Source organism: Massiliimalia massiliensis (assembly GCF_900155615.1).
Classification (GTDB): Bacteria; Bacillota; Clostridia; order Oscillospirales; family Ruminococcaceae; genus Massiliimalia; species Massiliimalia massiliensis.
This window is the reverse complement of the sequence record NZ_FUHT01000003.1, coordinates 789,941-807,339: the sequence shown is the minus strand read 5'-3', so window position 1 is coordinate 807,339 and position 17,399 is coordinate 789,941. Positions and strand designations below refer to the sequence as shown.

General features: G+C 47.5%; 16 protein-coding genes and 1 pseudogene. 2 read left to right on the top strand and 15 right to left on the bottom strand.

The window, feature by feature from the left end:
• The 13 genes and pseudogenes from CZ360_RS07900 to CZ360_RS07840 form a co-directional block, all read right to left on the bottom strand.
• Positions 1 to 732, bottom strand: a complete 732-nt coding sequence (locus CZ360_RS07900) for an N-acetylmuramoyl-L-alanine amidase (RefSeq protein WP_077533606.1) — start codon at positions 730 to 732, stop codon at positions 1 to 3.
• Positions 733 to 794: 62 nt separating this feature from the next.
• On the bottom strand, positions 795 to 1,367 hold the full coding sequence (locus tag CZ360_RS07895) for a hypothetical protein (RefSeq protein WP_077533605.1): 573 nt from the start codon (positions 1,365 to 1,367) through the stop codon (positions 795 to 797).
• 89 nt (positions 1,368 to 1,456) lie between these two features.
• Positions 1,457 to 2,329 (bottom strand): DUF368 domain-containing protein, encoded by an 873-nt coding sequence (locus CZ360_RS07890; RefSeq protein WP_077533604.1) that lies wholly within the window; start codon positions 2,327 to 2,329, stop codon positions 1,457 to 1,459.
• Positions 2,330 to 2,603: 274 nt separating this feature from the next.
• Complete coding sequence (gene phoU, locus CZ360_RS07885) at positions 2,604 to 3,266, bottom strand: phosphate signaling complex protein PhoU (RefSeq protein WP_077533603.1); 663 nt, start codon at positions 3,264 to 3,266, stop codon at positions 2,604 to 2,606.
• A 24-nt stretch (positions 3,267 to 3,290) separates the two neighbouring features.
• Complete coding sequence (pstB, locus tag CZ360_RS07880) at positions 3,291 to 4,067, bottom strand: phosphate ABC transporter ATP-binding protein PstB (protein ID WP_077533602.1); 777 nt, start codon at positions 4,065 to 4,067, stop codon at positions 3,291 to 3,293.
• A gap of 65 nt (positions 4,068 to 4,132) precedes the next feature.
• Entirely contained in the window at positions 4,133 to 5,002 is an 870-nt protein-coding gene (gene pstA, locus CZ360_RS07875) for a phosphate ABC transporter permease PstA (RefSeq protein ID WP_077533601.1), read from the bottom strand.
• On the bottom strand, positions 4,992 to 5,945 hold the full coding sequence (gene pstC / locus CZ360_RS07870) for a phosphate ABC transporter permease subunit PstC (RefSeq protein WP_077533600.1): 954 nt from the start codon (positions 5,943 to 5,945) through the stop codon (positions 4,992 to 4,994). The genes pstA and pstC overlap by 11 nt, the downstream gene beginning before the upstream one ends.
• Positions 5,946 to 6,074: 129 nt before the next feature.
• On the bottom strand, positions 6,075 to 6,965 hold the full coding sequence (locus CZ360_RS07865; RefSeq protein ID WP_077533599.1) for a phosphate ABC transporter substrate-binding protein: 891 nt from the start codon (positions 6,963 to 6,965) through the stop codon (positions 6,075 to 6,077).
• Between the two features lie 346 nt (positions 6,966 to 7,311).
• The gene (locus tag CZ360_RS07860; protein ID WP_077533598.1) at positions 7,312 to 8,478 is read right to left on the bottom strand and encodes an ABC transporter substrate-binding protein; all 1,167 of its coding nucleotides are present in this window, start codon (positions 8,476 to 8,478) and stop codon (positions 7,312 to 7,314) included.
• A 15-nt stretch (positions 8,479 to 8,493) separates the two neighbouring features.
• Positions 8,494 to 9,294: an ABC transporter permease gene (locus tag CZ360_RS07855; protein ID WP_077533597.1), complete on the bottom strand. Its 801-nt coding sequence runs from the start codon at positions 9,292 to 9,294 to the stop codon at positions 8,494 to 8,496.
• Positions 9,291 to 10,064: an ABC transporter permease gene (locus CZ360_RS07850; RefSeq protein ID WP_077533802.1), complete on the bottom strand. Its 774-nt coding sequence runs from the start codon at positions 10,062 to 10,064 to the stop codon at positions 9,291 to 9,293. The genes CZ360_RS07855 and CZ360_RS07850 overlap by 4 nt, the downstream gene beginning before the upstream one ends.
• Before the next feature lie 412 nt (positions 10,065 to 10,476).
• Positions 10,477 to 11,511: pseudogene (potA, locus tag CZ360_RS07845) on the bottom strand (spermidine/putrescine ABC transporter ATP-binding protein); the annotation flags it as partial.
• A gap of 530 nt (positions 11,512 to 12,041) precedes the next feature.
• On the bottom strand, positions 12,042 to 12,890 hold the full coding sequence (locus CZ360_RS07840) for a PHP domain-containing protein (protein WP_077533595.1): 849 nt from the start codon (positions 12,888 to 12,890) through the stop codon (positions 12,042 to 12,044).
• 182 nt (positions 12,891 to 13,072) lie between these two features.
• On the opposite strand from CZ360_RS07840, the gene CZ360_RS07835 reads away from it, so the two are divergent.
• Both CZ360_RS07835 and CZ360_RS07830 read left to right on the top strand, forming a co-directional pair.
• A complete protein-coding gene (locus tag CZ360_RS07835) occupies positions 13,073 to 13,828 on the top strand; it encodes an AzlC family ABC transporter permease (protein ID WP_077533594.1) in 756 nt (251 codons plus the stop codon).
• Positions 13,819 to 14,151 carry a branched-chain amino acid transporter permease gene (locus CZ360_RS07830; protein WP_077533593.1) on the top strand — a complete coding sequence of 111 codons (333 nt, stop codon included), beginning with the start codon at positions 13,819 to 13,821 and terminating at the stop codon, positions 14,149 to 14,151. The genes CZ360_RS07835 and CZ360_RS07830 overlap by 10 nt, the downstream gene beginning before the upstream one ends.
• 64 nt (positions 14,152 to 14,215) lie before the next feature.
• Here CZ360_RS07830 and CZ360_RS07825 read toward each other — a convergent pair whose 3' ends face one another.
• Positions 14,216 to 14,371 (bottom strand): rubredoxin, encoded by a 156-nt coding sequence (locus CZ360_RS07825; RefSeq protein ID WP_077533592.1) that lies wholly within the window; start codon positions 14,369 to 14,371, stop codon positions 14,216 to 14,218.
• 178 nt (positions 14,372 to 14,549) lie between these two features.
• Complete coding sequence (gene uvrA / locus CZ360_RS07820) at positions 14,550 to 17,378, bottom strand: excinuclease ABC subunit UvrA (RefSeq protein ID WP_077533591.1); 2,829 nt, start codon at positions 17,376 to 17,378, stop codon at positions 14,550 to 14,552.
• Positions 17,379 to 17,399: the final 21 nt, after the last annotated feature.

Below are 17,399 nucleotides of genomic sequence, written 5' to 3'. Positions count from 1 at the left end.
TTACGGCGTCTGTCCGCAGTATTCCATTATCCCGCAATAGATTGCGAAGGCCATTTCCTTTTGGTATTCCTCGTCAGACAGCTTTTTCGCTTCTTCCTCATTGGACAAAAAGCCGCATTCCACCAGCACAATCGGATTCTGGGCATGCATCAGCAAATAGACTGATTTCGTCCCCTTTTTGATTTGCCTGGTATTTTCAGGCTGGAGTTTTTCCACAATAGAAGTCTGGATTGTCTGCGCCAGCACCTCGCTCTGTGGGTTGTTCACCCCATAAAACATCTGTGCGCCATGATATTTGCTTTCTCCGAATTTGTTCTGATGGATCGAAACCGTCAAGGAATTTTCATCCTGATCAACAATCGAAAGGCGCTTGCGGATATCCTCCGCTTTTTTCTGTGCGATGCTGCCATCCGACGTATGTAACGACAGATCAGATTCCCTGGTCATCACCACATCCATTCCGCTCATCTGCAGGTAATTCTTCAGATATCCGGCAATTGCCAGGTTGATATCCTTTTCCACTTCCCCGTGGATTCCGGTCGCACCGCCGTCTATACCACCGTGTCCGGCGTCGACAACTACCGTTTCAATTTTTTCCGGCTGTGATGGCTGGGTATCCGCAGGGAGAATCGGCGTGTCCTGCAACATAACGCCGAAGAAAGCAAACATTCCGATCACTGCCAAAAATGCAAGCTTCCCCGCCGTCAAGTCCCGCCTTCCTGTATGATACATAAAACACACCCTTTCCTATCTTACGCTAAGGCTTAAGATATTATATGGGTGTGTTTCTTCTTTTATTTCTTTTTATCCTTTTTGTTCTTATACATCAGCTTATCCATCAGGACAATATCCTTATATCCCAGGATATATCCACTGTAAACGCATAGTACGGTAAAGAACGTCATCAGGCTGATAACAATCGATTTCCAAACCGGAAGGGTCAGCAGGGTATCCTTCGTTCCTGCCACCAGGTTGATAAAGATCATATCATGCATATTCAGCACCCGGTAAATAACCAATCCCCATTCACTGGCAGCTCCGCAGTCAAACGCTGTCAGGATAATCAGCGCAAGATCCAGCACAAACATCGGGATGCAGGCGATCAGCCCAACCCACACACCGCGCCAAAGATTCTTTTCCATCCGGTTAAAGTGAACGCGGTTGAGGTCGTCATTTCCAAGCTTCCAGCCAGTTCCGCTTACCAGCGCCCAATAAATGAATAAAATAAAAATCCCGCAGCAAACCTGAAAAATGGTATTATCCGAAATCGGGAGCACGCTGATTACCAGGATCATCGCGATTACTACGCCGCCCACATGGGCTCCAAAAATACTGACTGCATATTTCCAAAGTGGTTTTTGATTCATAACGGTCTGTTTCCTCCTCAAGGCGTTTACAATACTTAATTATTATAGCATTGCGGAAACAGAAAAACAATGAAAGAACTATAAACAATTTATATTTTTGTTACTTTTTGACGATTTCTTCCCTCTAATTTTTCTCTCAGCCATCTGCTGTCAAAGACAAGGACAATAGCAATACCGATAATCAAAACAAAAACAGAAACTGCAAGCGGCATGCCGAACCGAAAATTTCCGGTGGTTATGATTTTGCCGAATAAGACCGGCCCTGAACCGAGCACCAGTCCCAAAATGGAAAAATAGGTGGCCTGCGGATAACGGCGCAGCAAAAAATCAATCATTTTCGCACCAATCAAAATACCAAGCAGCGCACCCAGTCCAATCGGCAGCAAAAGGAGAAAATTGAAATCAGATACAGCGGTCATAATCGTAGTATATACCCCAAAGAGCAGCATCACAAAGCTGCCGCTGATTCCCGGAATGATCATGCAGACCGCTGCAATAGCACTGCACAGGAATAACTGCACAAACACAAACGGCGTAAGGGTGGTAACCACACTTTCCGAAGAAGCGTCAAACGGCCCGACGATAGTAAAGATCATAATTCCGAACGTCACAAGGCAGGGAATAAAATGCCACGGCTTCAGCCCGTCCTTTGTTCCGCGTTTCCAGATCATCGGGATACTGCCGAGAATGATCCCGATAAAGAAAAAATTAATGATCATATAGTGCTGGTCGAGCAGGTAAGAAATCAGGTTGCTGCAGGCAATAATGGCAAGCGCCGCGCCAATCACCAGAGGAACAAGAAAAGACAGGCTCTTCCTCGGTTCCTTCCTCAAACGGGAAATAGAACCGATCAGCCGGTCATAGATGTTGAGAATTACTGCTGTTGTCCCGCCGCTCAGCCCCGGAATCACGTTTGAAATGCCAATGACTACACCATAAAAAACACGTTTTAAAAAATTCATATACGATTGACTGGATTCCCAGCCATTCCTCCTTTAAAGCCCGGACAGGCTAATTCTATTATCTGCTCTTTCCAAAACCTGTCAAATTAAACCCATTATAGCATTTCCCGATTATGATGACAATAAAATAACAGGAAGCTTAAGAAAACTTTATAAATTTCTTACTGAAAATAGTTTCACAAAATCAAAAACTCCCGTCTGATCCGATGAGATCAAGAGGGAGTTTTGATAAGCCGAGCATACCAGTCATTTCCAAACAGGCTTGCCGGCAATCTTATAAAAGCCGCGTCTGATTGATCGTTCCGGTCTGCCGAAACTCAAGCCATTCGCAGATATTGACGGCGTGGTCTCCGATCCGTTCCAGATACTTGGCAATCATCAAAAAATCAATTCCATGATCCACCGGAGCGTTTTCCGTTTTCATGATCTTCACAACCTCAGCTTTTACCTTGTTAAATAGGTCGTCTACGGTATCATCCTGCCGGACAACCTCTCCGGCCAGCTCCAAGTCGCGGTCTACAAAAGCCCGGATCGCATCGTGTACCATCTGTTTTGTATTCTTCGCCATATCCGGGATATGCTGTACCACCTCATAGATATGCGGACCCTTGATATGCAGGATCAGCTCTGCTATATCCGCGGCCTGGTCTCCGATCCGTTCCATATCGGTCACAACCTTTAAGGCGGTAGAAACCAGCCTCAGATCACCCGCTACCGGCTGCTGGCGGAGCATCAGGGACAGGCTCCGCGATTCAATAATCTTTTCAATTTCATTGATCTGCCTATCGTGCTCCACAATAGATTTCGCCAGTTGATAGTCCTCATTCTGAAATGCGGAAACTACCTTCTCAATCGCTTCCTCCACCAGGGCGCCCATCCGGATCAGGTCAGTGTTTAGCTGTTCCAGCTCATGGTCAAATGTTGGTCTTGCGGCCATTCTGATTCCTCCTCTGCTTCACTTTTATCCAAACCGTCCGGTAATGTAATCCTCGGTGCGTTTGTCCCCTGGCATGGAGAAAATCTGCTCTGTCGTGCCAAACTCCACCATCTCTCCCACCAGGAAGAACGCGGTATAATCGGCAATACGAGTTGCCTGCTGCATATTATGGGTCACAATCGCCACGGTATAGTCCTTCTTCAGCCCTTCCATCAGCTCTTCAATTTTCAGGGTCGAAATTGGATCCAGTGCAGAGGTAGGTTCGTCCATCAGCAGAACCTCCGGCTCTACCGCCAACGCCCTGGCAATGCACAGCCTCTGCTGCTGTCCGCCCGAAAGACCAAGAGCCGATTTTTTCATCCGGTCTTTGACCTCATCAAAGATCGCCGCGCTGCGCAGGCTTTTTTCTACGATTTCATCCAGCTTCACCTTGGAACGGATGCCATGGATTCTCGGCCCGTAGGCGATGTTGTCATACACGCTCATCGGAAAGGGATTCGGCTGCTGGAATACCATCCCGATTTTCTTCCGAAGAAGGGTGGTGTCCACACGCGGTGAAAAGATATTTTCTCCGTCCAGCTCAACTGTTCCGTCAATTGACACATTCGGAACCAGGTCGTTCATCCGGTTCAGCGTCTTTAAAAAGGTTGATTTCCCGCATCCGGACGGCCCGATAAATGCGGTGATTTTATTCTCCAGGATATCCATATTAACATCTTTCAGCGCATGGTTGGAGCCATAAAAAAGATTGAGATGCTCTACATGAATTTTCACTTGTTCTTTTCCTACTTGTTCTGTCATTTCTATGACCATTCCTTTCTTCACTCATCACAGCTTTTCGGTCAATCGCAACGAACCGGCAATAATCAGCTTTTCCGGCTTACGTCCAGCTTCCTGCTCAAAAGCTTTGTCAGCAGGTTAATGCCCAGTACAATGATAATCAGTACCAGCGCAATTCCGAATGCATTGTCATACTGCGCCTTGGTCATGCTCAGATACATCTGGATCGTCAAGGTACCGCCCGAGGTCATCGGATGGGTCAGCCAGTTGTTCGGCATCAGAAAAGCACTTCCTGCCGTAAAGAGGAGGGCTGCCGATTCCCCGACAATTCTCCCGATGGAAAGGATTACTCCGGTCACAATTCCCGGCATAGCGCTCGGCAGGATAATGGTACGGATCATATACCATTTGGTCGCGCCGATTCCAAGTGCTCCGGTGCGATAGCTTTCCGGAACAGTTTTCAAAGCTTCCTGTGTCGTCCGGGTAATGATTGGCAGAATCATGATGGTCAGGGTCAGCGCTCCGCAGAGAATCGAAAAGCCAAGACGCAGCACTGTCCCGAAAAACACCATTCCGAACAGTCCGAAAATGATGGAAGGGATTCCGGACAGTGTTTCTGTTGTAAATTCGATCAGGCGTACCAGACGCCCGCCCTTGGAATATTCGGTCAGATAAATGGCCGAGCCAATCCCAACCGGGGTAGCAATCAACAGGGTAATCACAATGATATAGAGCGTGTTAATGATATTCGGCAGGATTCCAAAGGTTTCGTTCAGGGCGCTCTGAGCGGTTGAAATAAATTGCCAGTCAACCACAGAAATCCCACGGTAAACGACATAGCCTATGATCCCAACTAACAGCAGCACTGCCAGAAAAGCACAGATATAAATTACAATCAACAGCGCCATATCGCCGGGGCGTTTCTTTTTATCATAGATACTCACGCTATTTGTCATCCTTTTTGCCCCCTTTTTTCAGCACTGTACTTAACAGGATATTGATTACCATAATAAAGGCAAATAGCACCAAGCCAATCGTAAAGAGAACCTCACGATGCAGTCCTCCGGCATATCCCATTTCAGATACAATCGCAGTGGTCAGCGTCCGAACAGAGTTAAATGGCAGCGGGAAATTGATAGAGTTTCCGCAGACCAGCACAATGGCCATCGCTTCCCCCAGCGCGCGCCCGATTCCCAGCACAATTCCGGTAATAATCCCGGATTTCGCCGCCGGCACAGTAACCTTAAAAATGGTCTGTATCTTGCTTGCACCCAGTGCCAGGGAAGAATTTCGATAGTCCTGCGGGACAGAACGCAGCGAGGTTTCGCTGATGTTAATGACTGTCGGCAGAATCATAATCGCCAGCACCAGGACGGCGGACAACAGGTTTGCCCCACCGGTAAACTGATGATTCGGATCGTCTTTGAAAATAAACTTTTCCAGTTTATAGATTACCGGATTGACCATCAGGATTCCAAGCAGTCCATAGACTACAGAGGGAATTCCCGCCAAAAGCTCTACCGCGGGCCGAACAATTGCGGCAAGCTTGGTATTCGCAATCTCAGAGAGAAAAATAGCGGTCATCAGTGCAATCGGCACACCGATCAGGATCGCGAGTGCCGTGCCGACAATCGAGGTCAAAATAATGTACAAAATCCCAAAGCTTGGATCCTCGGCAGTCGGCGCCCAGGTGGTGCCGAACAGGATATCCAGTATTCCTACTTTAAAAAGCGCAGGCGCGCCGGAATAGATCATATAAACGGTGATTGCGAGCACTGCAATGATTGCTACAAACGCACAGACGATAAAGATGATATTGGCTGTAACTTCTACCACTGATTTTGTTTTATGGCTTCCTATGATTGAAAATTGCTTTTTGGTCTTTGATGGAGCCTCCATAGAACCTGTCTCCCTCTTTTCCGCTGCCCTTCTAGCAAAATATCCTCAAGAGTAGCAAATCTTGAGGATATCTCAGAAAGGACTGATATTTTTATGTTCTCGAATTGATTAGTTATTGGAACGTATCCCCTATTTTGCAGAGATCAGGCCAACCTTAGCAATGATTTCCTGACCCTTGTCGGAGTTGATGTAGTCGAACAACGCCTGAACCGCTTCGCTCTGTTCCGAGATTTCACCTTTGGTAGCCATGACAAACGGACGGCTGAGGAAGTAGTCGCCGGATTTGATATTTTCTTCGGTCGCTTCTACGCCTTCCAATTTGACAGTGTTAACAGTATCGTCGATGACATCCAGGGACACATATCCGATTGCGCCCGGGGTTGCCGCAACCTTTGCCATCACGCCGCCGGTAGAATCAACCTCCTGTGCATACTTGCAAGCGTCCTCGACTTCAAGCAGTTCTTCAAACGCGCCGCGGGTGCCGGAGCCTGCCTCACGGCCGATTACAACAATCGCTTCGTCTTTTCCGCCGAGATCTTTCCAGTTGGTGATTTCTCCTTTATAGATGCTGATCAGCTGATCCTTTGTCAGGTCTGCAACAGTATTTTCCTTATCAACTACTACCGCGATCCCGTCAATTGCTACAATGTTTTCAGCAAGGCCGTTCGCCTTTTCCTCATCCTTTAATGCTCTGGAAGCGTTTCCGATATCTACTGTTCCAGCAGTGACCGCTTCGATCCCAGCGCCGGAACCGGTGTATTCTGCGGTTGCCATTGCGTTGCAGTCAGCGTTAAATGCTTCCGTCAAAGCAGAGCAGAATTTTTCCATAGAAGTGGAACCGGACATGGTGATCTTTGCTCCGCCCAAATCAACAGTGCCGTTTTCCTCTGAAGCAGCACTGGAATCAGAAGAAGCTTCCGGTGTGCTCGTGTTATCTGTTTTTTCTTCTCCGCAGCCTGCAAGCAGTCCTAATGACAGAACAGCAGTCAAAGCAAAAATACCTACTTTTTTTAATTTCATGATAAATCCCTACCCTTTCGTAGAATTCATTTTCAAATTTTATTTTACTTGTTTGCTACGAGTATTATTATAAGGGATTTGTTTTTCTTCAGAAAGCATGTTTCGGTATAATTTAGGTTAAATCGATGTTAAACCGCAAAAGCCCTTTGCGGCGGACAAAAATCTATTGTAAAATGCCTTTTGCTTCTCCAAAATCCAATTTCGCCTTCCATTTCGTTCATTTTAGAGCATATTTGTAAAGTCATGTTAAATGAAATGAAGCAAAAGCTTTACACAGCAAAGCCGGGACAGGTTTTCGTAAAAACCTGTCCCGGCCCTAATAAGCATAATTTTACATTGGCGCTCTTTACCGGTTCCGGCGGCGGAGATAGATAATCAGCGCACCACCCAGTCCCAGGATCACAGCAAACAGGAAGATCAGTTCAATGACCGATGAACTGCCTGAAGCGCGGATATCCACCCAAAGTTCATCCATATAGCGGTTTAGTTCATCCGGAAGGTTGACAAAGCTTTCGCACTTGTCAAGAATCTCCTGCGAGGGGTAAGAAATCCCATCGTTTAGAACCTCTTCGTCAAGCATGGATTTAACGGTTTTGAGCGGCGTAGAATAGCCGATAAACTCAATGTTTGCCAAGCCGATATCCGGCTCCAGCATAAAGTTGATAAAGGTTTCCGCCTCTTTCTTATGCTCCGTTCCCTTCGGAATGACCATCGCATCTACAAAGAGATTGGTACCCTCTTTCGGAACAGCAAAGGCAAGATCCGGATTGTCCTCCTGCATAATGAAGAAGTCCCCCGCGTAATAGGGAGCCAGCGCCGCCTCGCCGTTGGACATCTTATCAAAGATTTCATCCATAACATAAGCCTGGAGTACCATCTTCTGCTCTTTCAGCTTCTCCGCAGCCTGCTCCAGCTCCTTCACATCCGTGGTATTCTGTGAAAAGCCCAGCAGCTTTTCCGCAATTCCAAATGCATCCCGGCTGTTGTTGAACATTAGAATCTGGCCTGTGTACTGCGGATCCCACAGCACCTCCCAGCTATCAACCGTTCCTTCTACCATCGTCGTATTGTAGATGATGCCTACTGTTCCCCAGGTGTATGGTACAGAATACTCATTCTCCGGGTCATACTGCGGATTTTTGAAGGTATCGTCAATATCAGCAAAGTTCGGAATATTTGAAAAGTCAAGAGGTTCCAGCATATCCTCCGCAATCATCCTGGAAATCATATAGTCTGACGGAACGATCACGTCATAGCTTGCAGAACCGCTGCGCAGCTTCGCATAGAGTTCTTCATTCGTCGCATAGGTCGTATAACTGACCTTAATGCCCGGATACTGCGCTTCAAATTCCTTGATGACGTCCATCGAATCATCACTGCCGTCGGAGATATATTCTCCCCAGTTGTAGACCTTAATTGTAACAGTATCCTCCGCCCGCACATCCAGCGCAGATACCTGAAGGCAGGTAAAGCACAGCAGGACAGCGGTGAGAATCGTCACCCACTTTTTCAATCACAGCATCCCCTTTCATCGTTGTTTTTCCTTGTTTTTCTCAGAACGGGCCTGACGGACATTCATCACAATCAGTAAAATCAGAACCGCCAAAAACAGAATGGTTGAAAGGGCATTGATCTTAGGATTGACCTTTTTCCGGGTCATCGCATAGATGGTGACCGGCAAGGTCTGGAAGGAACTGCCGTTTGTAAAATAAGTGATAATAAAATCGTCCAGCGAAAAGGTAAACGCCATCAAAAAGCCGGACATAATTCCCGGCAGGATTTCCGGAATTACCACCTTGAAGAAGGCGGAAAACGGCGTACAGCCGAGATCCAGCGCAGCCTCATAGGTGTTTTGATCCATCTGCCGCAGCTTCGGAAGGACATTGAGAATTACATAAGGTACACAAAAGGTAATATGCGCGATCAATACTGTGATCATCCCCAGCTCCCAGTCAAACATTTGGCAGATAAACACAAACAAAAGCATCATGGAAATACCCATGACAATTTCCGGATTAATGACCGGCATATAGGTAACATTCATGCAGACGCTGCGCGCCCGTTTTTTCATATTCTTGATCCCCAGCGCCGCCGCCGTTCCCAGGATAGTTGCAAACACAGAGGCGAGCACTGCGATTAAGAGAGTATTCCCCAGGGAAGTCATGATCAGGTTGTCCTTAAAGAGCTCCTCATACCAATGGAAGGTAAAGCCGGTAAAGTTGGCTCGGCTTTTGGACTCATTGAAGGAAAAAGCGATCAAAACAAAGATCGGTGCATACAAAAACAATAAAATCAGAAGGACATAGCCCTTGGTAACAGCTTTCTTCATATTACAAGCCCCTCCATTTCATCATCGTCAAAGGAACTCATAATTCCCATAATCACCAGCATAATCACCATCAGGATCAACGACATCGCAGAACCGACATAGGGGTTATAGGTGCTGCCGATGAACTGCTGCTCAATCAAATCCCCGATCAGCATATTCTGACCGCCGCCCAGCATTCTGGAAATAACAAATGTGGAAACACTCGGTACAAACACCATAGTTACCCCGGTAATAATTCCCGGTAGGCTCAGCGGCATCAGTACTTTAATAATTACCTTGACCGCATTGCAGCCCAAATCCTGTGCTGCTTCGATCATCGACTGGTCAATCTTCGCCATCACGGAGTAAAGGGGCAGGATCATAAACGGGAGATAGTTATAAACCATCCCGAGCACCACCGCACCGGCGGTGTTGATCATCTGGAACGGCCCGATATGTAGGAGCCCCAGAAATTTGTTGATCAACCCCTCATTTTCCAGCAAAGTCATCCAGCCATAGGTACGCAGCAAAAAGTTCATCCACATCGGCAGCATGACCAGGAGGATCATGGTACGCTGGTAGCGTTCTGTCGAACGGGACAAAATATATGCAATCGGATAAGCCAGGACAAAACAGATCAGGGTAGCGATAATTGCAAGGTTAATGGATTTAACAAAGATCGGCGTATACTGGCTGATCTTGACAAGGTTGTCAAGGGTAAACCCGCCCTCTTCCGAGGTAAACGCAAAGTAAACCACCAGAAACAGCGGGACGACAATAAATGCAACCATCCATACAATGTACGGAAAAGCAGGCAGTTTATTCTTCACGTTCCGCTCCTTTCTGCCCTGGCAGTTCTGCAGGAGCGATCATAATATCGTCAAAACGGAATTTAATCCCGATATCGGTTGCAATCTGTTCATCATTCATAGAATGGACAAGCAGACTGCGGTATTCCTCTTCCTCATCCTTTGCCCAGACAATCATTTCATTATAAGCGCCTTTATATACCATCGATTCCAGATAGACAATCAGGTCGCTGTGGTCCTCTGAAACAACCTCGATCGATTTCGGCGGGATGGTGAGCAGTACCTCTGTATCCTCCGGAAGGCTTAGCCCTTCGCGGGTAAAGGTAACCCCCAGGAAAGAGACCTCGTTTTCCGCCGTGACCCTTCCCTTGATTTTACTGGAAAAGCCCTCAAAAATCCGCTTCATAACATGGACGTTGTCCGGCGTAAAGGAAAGGGAAACCTCGCTTCCCTCTTCTGCGCTGCGGGTAGTCTGAATCAGCCATTCCAGCCCGTTACATACCACGGTAATCTCATAGTGAACTCCTTTAAAGATCACGCTCTTGACCGTTCCGGTCAAATCGGAGGCGCCGGCGGGAAGGATATCAATATCCTCCGGACGGATGACAACGTCTACCGATGAATCCTTTCCGAAGCCATTATCGACACAATCAAACTCAACGCCGTTGATCTCTACTCTGCCATCACAGATCATGGTCGCGTCAAAGATATTGCTTTCCCCAATAAAGTCCGCGACAAACGCGTTTTTCGGTTCATTATAAACATCCTGCGGCGTCCCGATCTGCTGGATTTCCCCGTCCTTCATAACCACGATGGTATCGGACATGGTCAGCGCCTCTTCCTGGTCATGGGTTACATAGATAAAGGTAATTCCAAGCTGCTGCTGGATGTTTTTCAGCTCGAGCTGCATTTCTTTGCGCAGCTTAAGATCCAGCGCGCCCAGCGGTTCATCCAACAGGAGAATTTTCGGGTGGTTTACCAGCGCACGCGCGATTGCGACCCGCTGCTGCTGCCCGCCGGAGAGCTTGCTGACCCGGCGCTTCTCAAAGCCCTTGAGATTCACCAGCACCAGCATCTGCCTTACACGCTTGTCAATCTCCTTTTTATCCAGCTTTTTGACCTTCAGCCCAAACGCCACATTATCGTATACGTTCAGATGAGGGAACAGGGCGTACCGCTGAAAGACCGTATTGATCGGCCGCTTATAGGCCGGCAGATCGTTGATCCGTTTTCCCTCAAAAAAAACATCACCCTCATCCGGAAAAGCGAACCCGCCGATAATTCTCAGCGTAGTCGTTTTTCCGCAGCCTGACGGGCCGAGCAGTGTGATAAACTCTTTGTCCCGGACATAGAGGTTAATCCGATCCAGAATCTTTTCCCCGTCATACGATAAGGTGATGTTTTTCAAATCCAATAGCTTTTCGCTCATTGTTGTATCCCCCTTTGCGGAATTTTAGTTTTTGCACGAAACGGAGCAGGCTTCGTACAGAACCCACCGGGCTTTTGTACCACCACCCGCAAAAGGCTTTTTCCCCCCGCGCTTTGGGCTTGGAGTTATAGTGGACATACGCACAGTGAATAAAAGACACAAAAACAACAATACTAATATAGGACGTATCAGTATAAATGTCAAGCATTTTTTCAAAAAAATCTCGAAAAATCTTGATTTTTTTGATATTCAGCCGGAATGAGCATCTATTAACGCAAATTTATATCAAAAATACTTCTAAATCCTTTTAATTTCTCTGTTTTCCTTTTAAATCCTTCAAATTTGTGCAGGATAAACAATTTTTATTTCACCTGTCCGGTAAAATATACAGATTTCGCTTACCGCTATTTTCTCTTCCTTTTTGCTCTTAAATAAAAAGCCAGTCGGTTCTCCGGCTGGCTTTTTATTATAGTCCTCACTGTTCCCATGGCGCTATACCGCCATGTTTCATAGGACAGAGAATATCTGTCCTATTTTCCGTCATTCCGTTTCTGTTCCTTTAGCCGGAACAGGGCGTCCAACGCTTCCTGCGAGGTATACCGATTGCCAATTGGACTGGGCCTGGAGGCATAAAAGCCATGAAAGTCAGACCCTCCGGTCATAATCAGGTTGTTTTCCTGGGCCAATTGTCTCAGCGCCGCCTCCCCTTCCTCTGGGCAGCGGCTATGGAACACTTCGATTCCATCGAGTTTTTTTTCCGCAATCAAACGGTGAAGCAGATCAATACTGTCATATTCATAAGGATGCGCCAAAACAGCGATCCCCTGCGATTGATGGATCAGGTCAATCACATCGTCTACGTCGGGATAATCAATTTTGATGTAGAGCGGGCCGGTCTGAGCATTAAAAAGCTCGTGAAACAGGCCGCCAAAGATATGTGTCGTATAGCCGTAGCACATCAAAGCGTGCATAATATGCTGCTTATAAATTGATGTGCTGTGTGATGAGAAACGCAGCAGATCTTCTGCCGTCATCGGAAAATAGCGCAGAACCCTGCGAAACATTTCTTTTCCCGCCTTTTTCCTGGCCTCGCACATCCTGACGCACAATCCCTCCAGCCGGTCCGGCTTTTCCGGCAGATAACACAGAACATGTACCTTTCTGCCATTGGCAGGGTCTTTGCAGGAAAATTCCACACCGGGAATGATCTGAATCCCATAGCGTTGTGCAAGTACCTTGGAACGGGACATTGACGCAACTGTATCGTGATCAGTGATCGATAAAAAGTCCATCCCCGCACGCTTTGCTCTCGCGATTACCTCTTCAATGCCTTCTGATCCGTCAGATAAACGCGTATGACAGTGTAAATCCCCTTTCATCCCAGATACCTCCTATTAACCCCATTATTATACTACTTTTCAGGGAGAAAAAGCAAGTATTCGCCTTTGTATCTAATAATTTCCATATTTTTAGCACTGCAACAGGCTCTTCCTCAATTTGACAGAAAAATAACTGATCGATATAATAGTAAGGAATGATGCAGAGGAGGACGGTTGCAACTATGACTGAAAAGAGGAAAGCGTTTAAGGCGGCATTTCCGCATACTATTCCGATTTTTGCGGGCTTTCTTTTTTTGGGAATCGCTTACGGTATTTTTATGCAGAGCAAGGGATTTTCCTTTTTATGGCCGATGCTGATGAGCATGACCATTTTCGCCGGTTCGATGGAATTTGTCACGGTCAGTCTGCTCGCTTCTGCTTTTAATCCTATTTATGCCTATTTCCTAACGCTGATGGTCAATGCGCGCCACCTGTTTTATGGAATTTCAATGCTGGATGTTTTTCGCGGCACCGGAAAAAAGAAGCCTTACTTAATTTTTGGCATGTGTGACGAATCCTTTTCTATCCTGTGCTCTACTAAGCCGCCTCAAGGAGTGGACAAGGGGTGGTTTTGCTTTTTTGTTACCCTGCTCAACCAATGCTACTGGGTTTTGGGCGCTACCATCGGCGGCCTGGTCGGCGGGCTGATTCCCTTTGAACTGAAAGGAATTGATTTTGTCATGACCGCCCTGTTTGTCGTAATCTTCCTGGAGCAATGGCTTTCTCAGAAAAATCACTGGCCAGCTCTGATTGGGCTGGGTGTTTCCGCCCTTTGCCTGGTCATTTTCCGTGCCGACCAGTTTATCCTCCCGGCAATGGCAGGAATCCTGATTCTGCTTACCCTGTTCCGGCGCCCCATGGAGCGCCGGACGATGGATGAGGCGGAAGTACAATCAACAGACGAATCGGAAAAGGAGGAAGCAGATCAATGGAAATGACGCTGATACAGGGAATTATCACTGTAGCTGTAGTCGTGCTGGGTACAATGACTACACGTTTTCTCCCCTTTCTTGTCTTTCCGGAAGGGAAAAAAACGCCGGACTATATCCGTTACCTCGGCACAGTGCTTCCGTTCGCGGTAATCGGCCTTTTGGTAATTTACTGCCTGAAGGATATATCCTTTTCCTCTTTTCCGTTTGGGCTTCCGGAATTTCTTGGAATTCTTGCAACCGCGCTACTCCATCTCTGGAAAAAGAATATGCTCCTTTCAATTGCCGGCGGAACAGTGCTATATATGGTTTTGATCTGGGTGGTCACATAGCGGAAAATGATGCCAATTTTCCCCTGCATAAGAAAAAAGCAGCCGTTTTTCGGCTGCTTTTTTCTTATGCGTCTTCAAACATATCTTTGCCAACGCCGCAGAGCGGGCAGACAAAATCGTCCGGCAGGTCTTCCCAAGCAGTGCCCGGAGCGATTCCGCCTTCTTCATATCCTACTTCCGGATCGTATTCCCAACCGCATACAGAACAAACCTTTTTCATAATACACACCATACCTTTCTTTTACAGAGACCCCCATTTTCAAAATTGCAGCCGCATCTTCGGCAACATAGGATCTAAAACGGAACGTGCAAACAGCTTCACGCAGATCGGCCTCTTTTACTCATTGATTATTGATATTTTTAATATACCACAAAAGTATACTTTTGTAAAGAGTTTTTCATGATTTTTCCAACATTTTTTTCAGATAAAGTCCTGTGTAGGATTTTTTATTTGCAGCGATCTGCTCCGGCGTTCCGGCTGCAATCACCTTTCCGCCGTTGTCCCCGCCTTCCGGGCCCAAATCAATGATATAATCAGCAATTTTGATTACATCCAGATTGTGCTCTATCACCAAAACCGTATTGCCGGCATCTACCAGGCGGCCCAGCATTTCGACCAGCTTGTGAATATCCGCCACATGCAGACCGGTGGTCGGCTCGTCCAGGATGTAGAGGGTCTGTCCAGTGGACTGACGGGATAGTTCTGTCGCAAGCTTTACCCTCTGTGCTTCCCCGCCGGACAGGGTCGTCGCAGCCTGTCCCATTTTCACATAGCTGAGTCCCACATCGCAGAGCGTTTGCAGCTTCCTTTGAATTTTCGGGATCGGTTCAAAGAAATCGCGCGCTTCTTCAATGGTCATTTCCAACACATCGTGAATGGTTTTCCCTTTATATTTTACCTCAAGTGTCTCCCGATTATACCGCTTGCCCTTACAAACCTCGCAGGGAACATAGATATCGGGAAGGAAATGCATCTCTATTTTGATGATTCCGTCTCCTTCACAGGCTTCACACCGTCCGCCCTTGACGTTAAAGGAGAACCGGCCCGCGTTATATCCGCGCATTTTTGCGTCCGGGGTTTTCGCAAACACATCCCGGATATCAGTAAATACGCCGGTATAGGTTGCGGGATTGGAGCGGGGAGTCCGTCCGATCGGGGACTGGTTGATATCAATGATCTTGTCGATGTGTTCAAGTCCCTCAATCGCTTTGTGCGCGCCGGGCTTCAGCCTTGCTTTGCTCAGCTCCTTTGCCAGCGATTTATAGATGACCTCATTCACCAAAGAGGATTTCCCGGAGCCGGAGACCCCGGTTACACAGGTCAGCGTTCCTAAAGGGATTGAGACATTAATATTTTTTAGATTGTTTTCCTTGGCACCGATGATTTTCAAGAAATCGCCGTTCCCTTTCCGGCGGCCAGACGGTACTTCAATCTTTTTCACCCCAGACAGATACTGCCCGGTAATAGATTCCTTACAGCCGATAATATCCTGGATACTTCCCTGTGCGACAATCTCTCCGCCGTGAACGCCCGCGCCCGGCCCGACGTCTACAATATGGTCGGCTGCGTACATGGTATCCTCGTCGTGCTCCACCACGATTAAGGTATTCCCCAGGTCGCGCAGCCGCTTGAGCGTAGCAATCAGCTTATCGTTGTCGCGCTGATGCAGCCCAATGCTCGGCTCGTCCAGAATATAGACAACTCCCACCAGGGAAGATCCGATCTGGGTTGCCAGACGGATTCGCTGGCTCTCTCCGCCGGACAGAGTGCCCGCCGACCGGGAAAGGGTAAGGTATTCCAGCCCAACACTTTTCAAAAACCCGAGCCGTTCCCGGATCTCCTTCAAAATCTGATGGGCGATCATTTGATCTTTATCAGACAGCTTCAGGTTCTCGACAAAATCAAGCGCCTTGACAACAGACAGCTTACAAAAATCGCTGATGTTGATCCCGCCCACCGTTACCGCCAAAATTTCCGGCTTCAGCCGTTCCCCATGACAGTCCGGGCAGGGAACCGCGCTCATTACCTGCGTAATTTCATCCCGCATATAGTTGCTCTGCGTTTCGCGGAAGCGGCGTTCCAGATTGTTGAGAATCCCTTCAAAAGAGGATCGGTAGCTGCTCTCCCCAAACTCGCTGCTGCGTTTAAACTGAATGATTTCCCCATCCGAGCCATAGAAAAGCAGCGTCTGGATTTTCTTCGGGAGTTTGCCGAACGGAGTGTCCAGGCTGAACTTATAGTGCTTCGCCAGTCCCTCATAATACATCTGAGAAATGGAACCATCCGCGTAATACCATCCGCTCGCCTTAATTGCTCCGTCCTTAATGGAAAGCTCCTTATTCGGTACGATCAGATCCGGGTCAACCTTCATAAAGGTTCCAAGCCCTGTACAAGTAGGGCAAGCGCCGTTCGGGTTGTTAAAGGAGAACATATTCGGTTCCAGCTCTTCTATGCTGACGCCATGCTCCGGACAGGCATAATTAAGCGAAAAGAGTAGCTCCTCTCCATCGGATACGTCAATAATTACAACCCCTTCAGACAGTCCTACTGCCGTTTCCAGCGAGTCAGACAGCCGGGAACGGATTTCTTCCTTAATCACCAGACGGTCTACAATGACTTCAATGCTGTGTTTTTTATTTTTTTCCAGCTTGATCGTTTCGGAAAGGTCGTAAATATTACCGTCAATCCTCACGCGGACATAGCCGGCCCGGCGTGCTGCATCCAGTTCCTTGACATGCTCGCCCTTCCTGCCTTTGACTACCGGCGCGAGGACTTGAATTTTTGTCCGTTCCGGCATTGCCATAATCCGGTCAACAATCTGGTCGATTGTCTGCTGTTTAATTTCTCTCCCGCAAACCGGGCAATGCGGAATCCCGATCCGCGCATACATCAGCCTGAGATAGTCATAAATTTCCGTGACCGTCCCGACGGTTGAACGCGGATTCTTGGAGGTAGTTTTCTGATCGATAGAAATGGCGGGGGAAAGCCCGTCAATACTGTCTACATCCGGCTTTTCCATCTGTCCTAAAAACTGGCGCGCGTAGGAGGAGAGACTCTCCACATACCGCCGCTGCCCGTCTGCATAAATGGTGTCAAACGCAAGGGAGGATTTTCCTGACCCGGACAGCCCGGTGAAAACTACGAGCTGGTCGCGTGGAATGGTCACATCGATATTTTTCAGGTTATGCACCCTTGCGCCCTTGATAACAATCTGATCTTTTGCCATGTCGACTCCTTACTTCTGTTT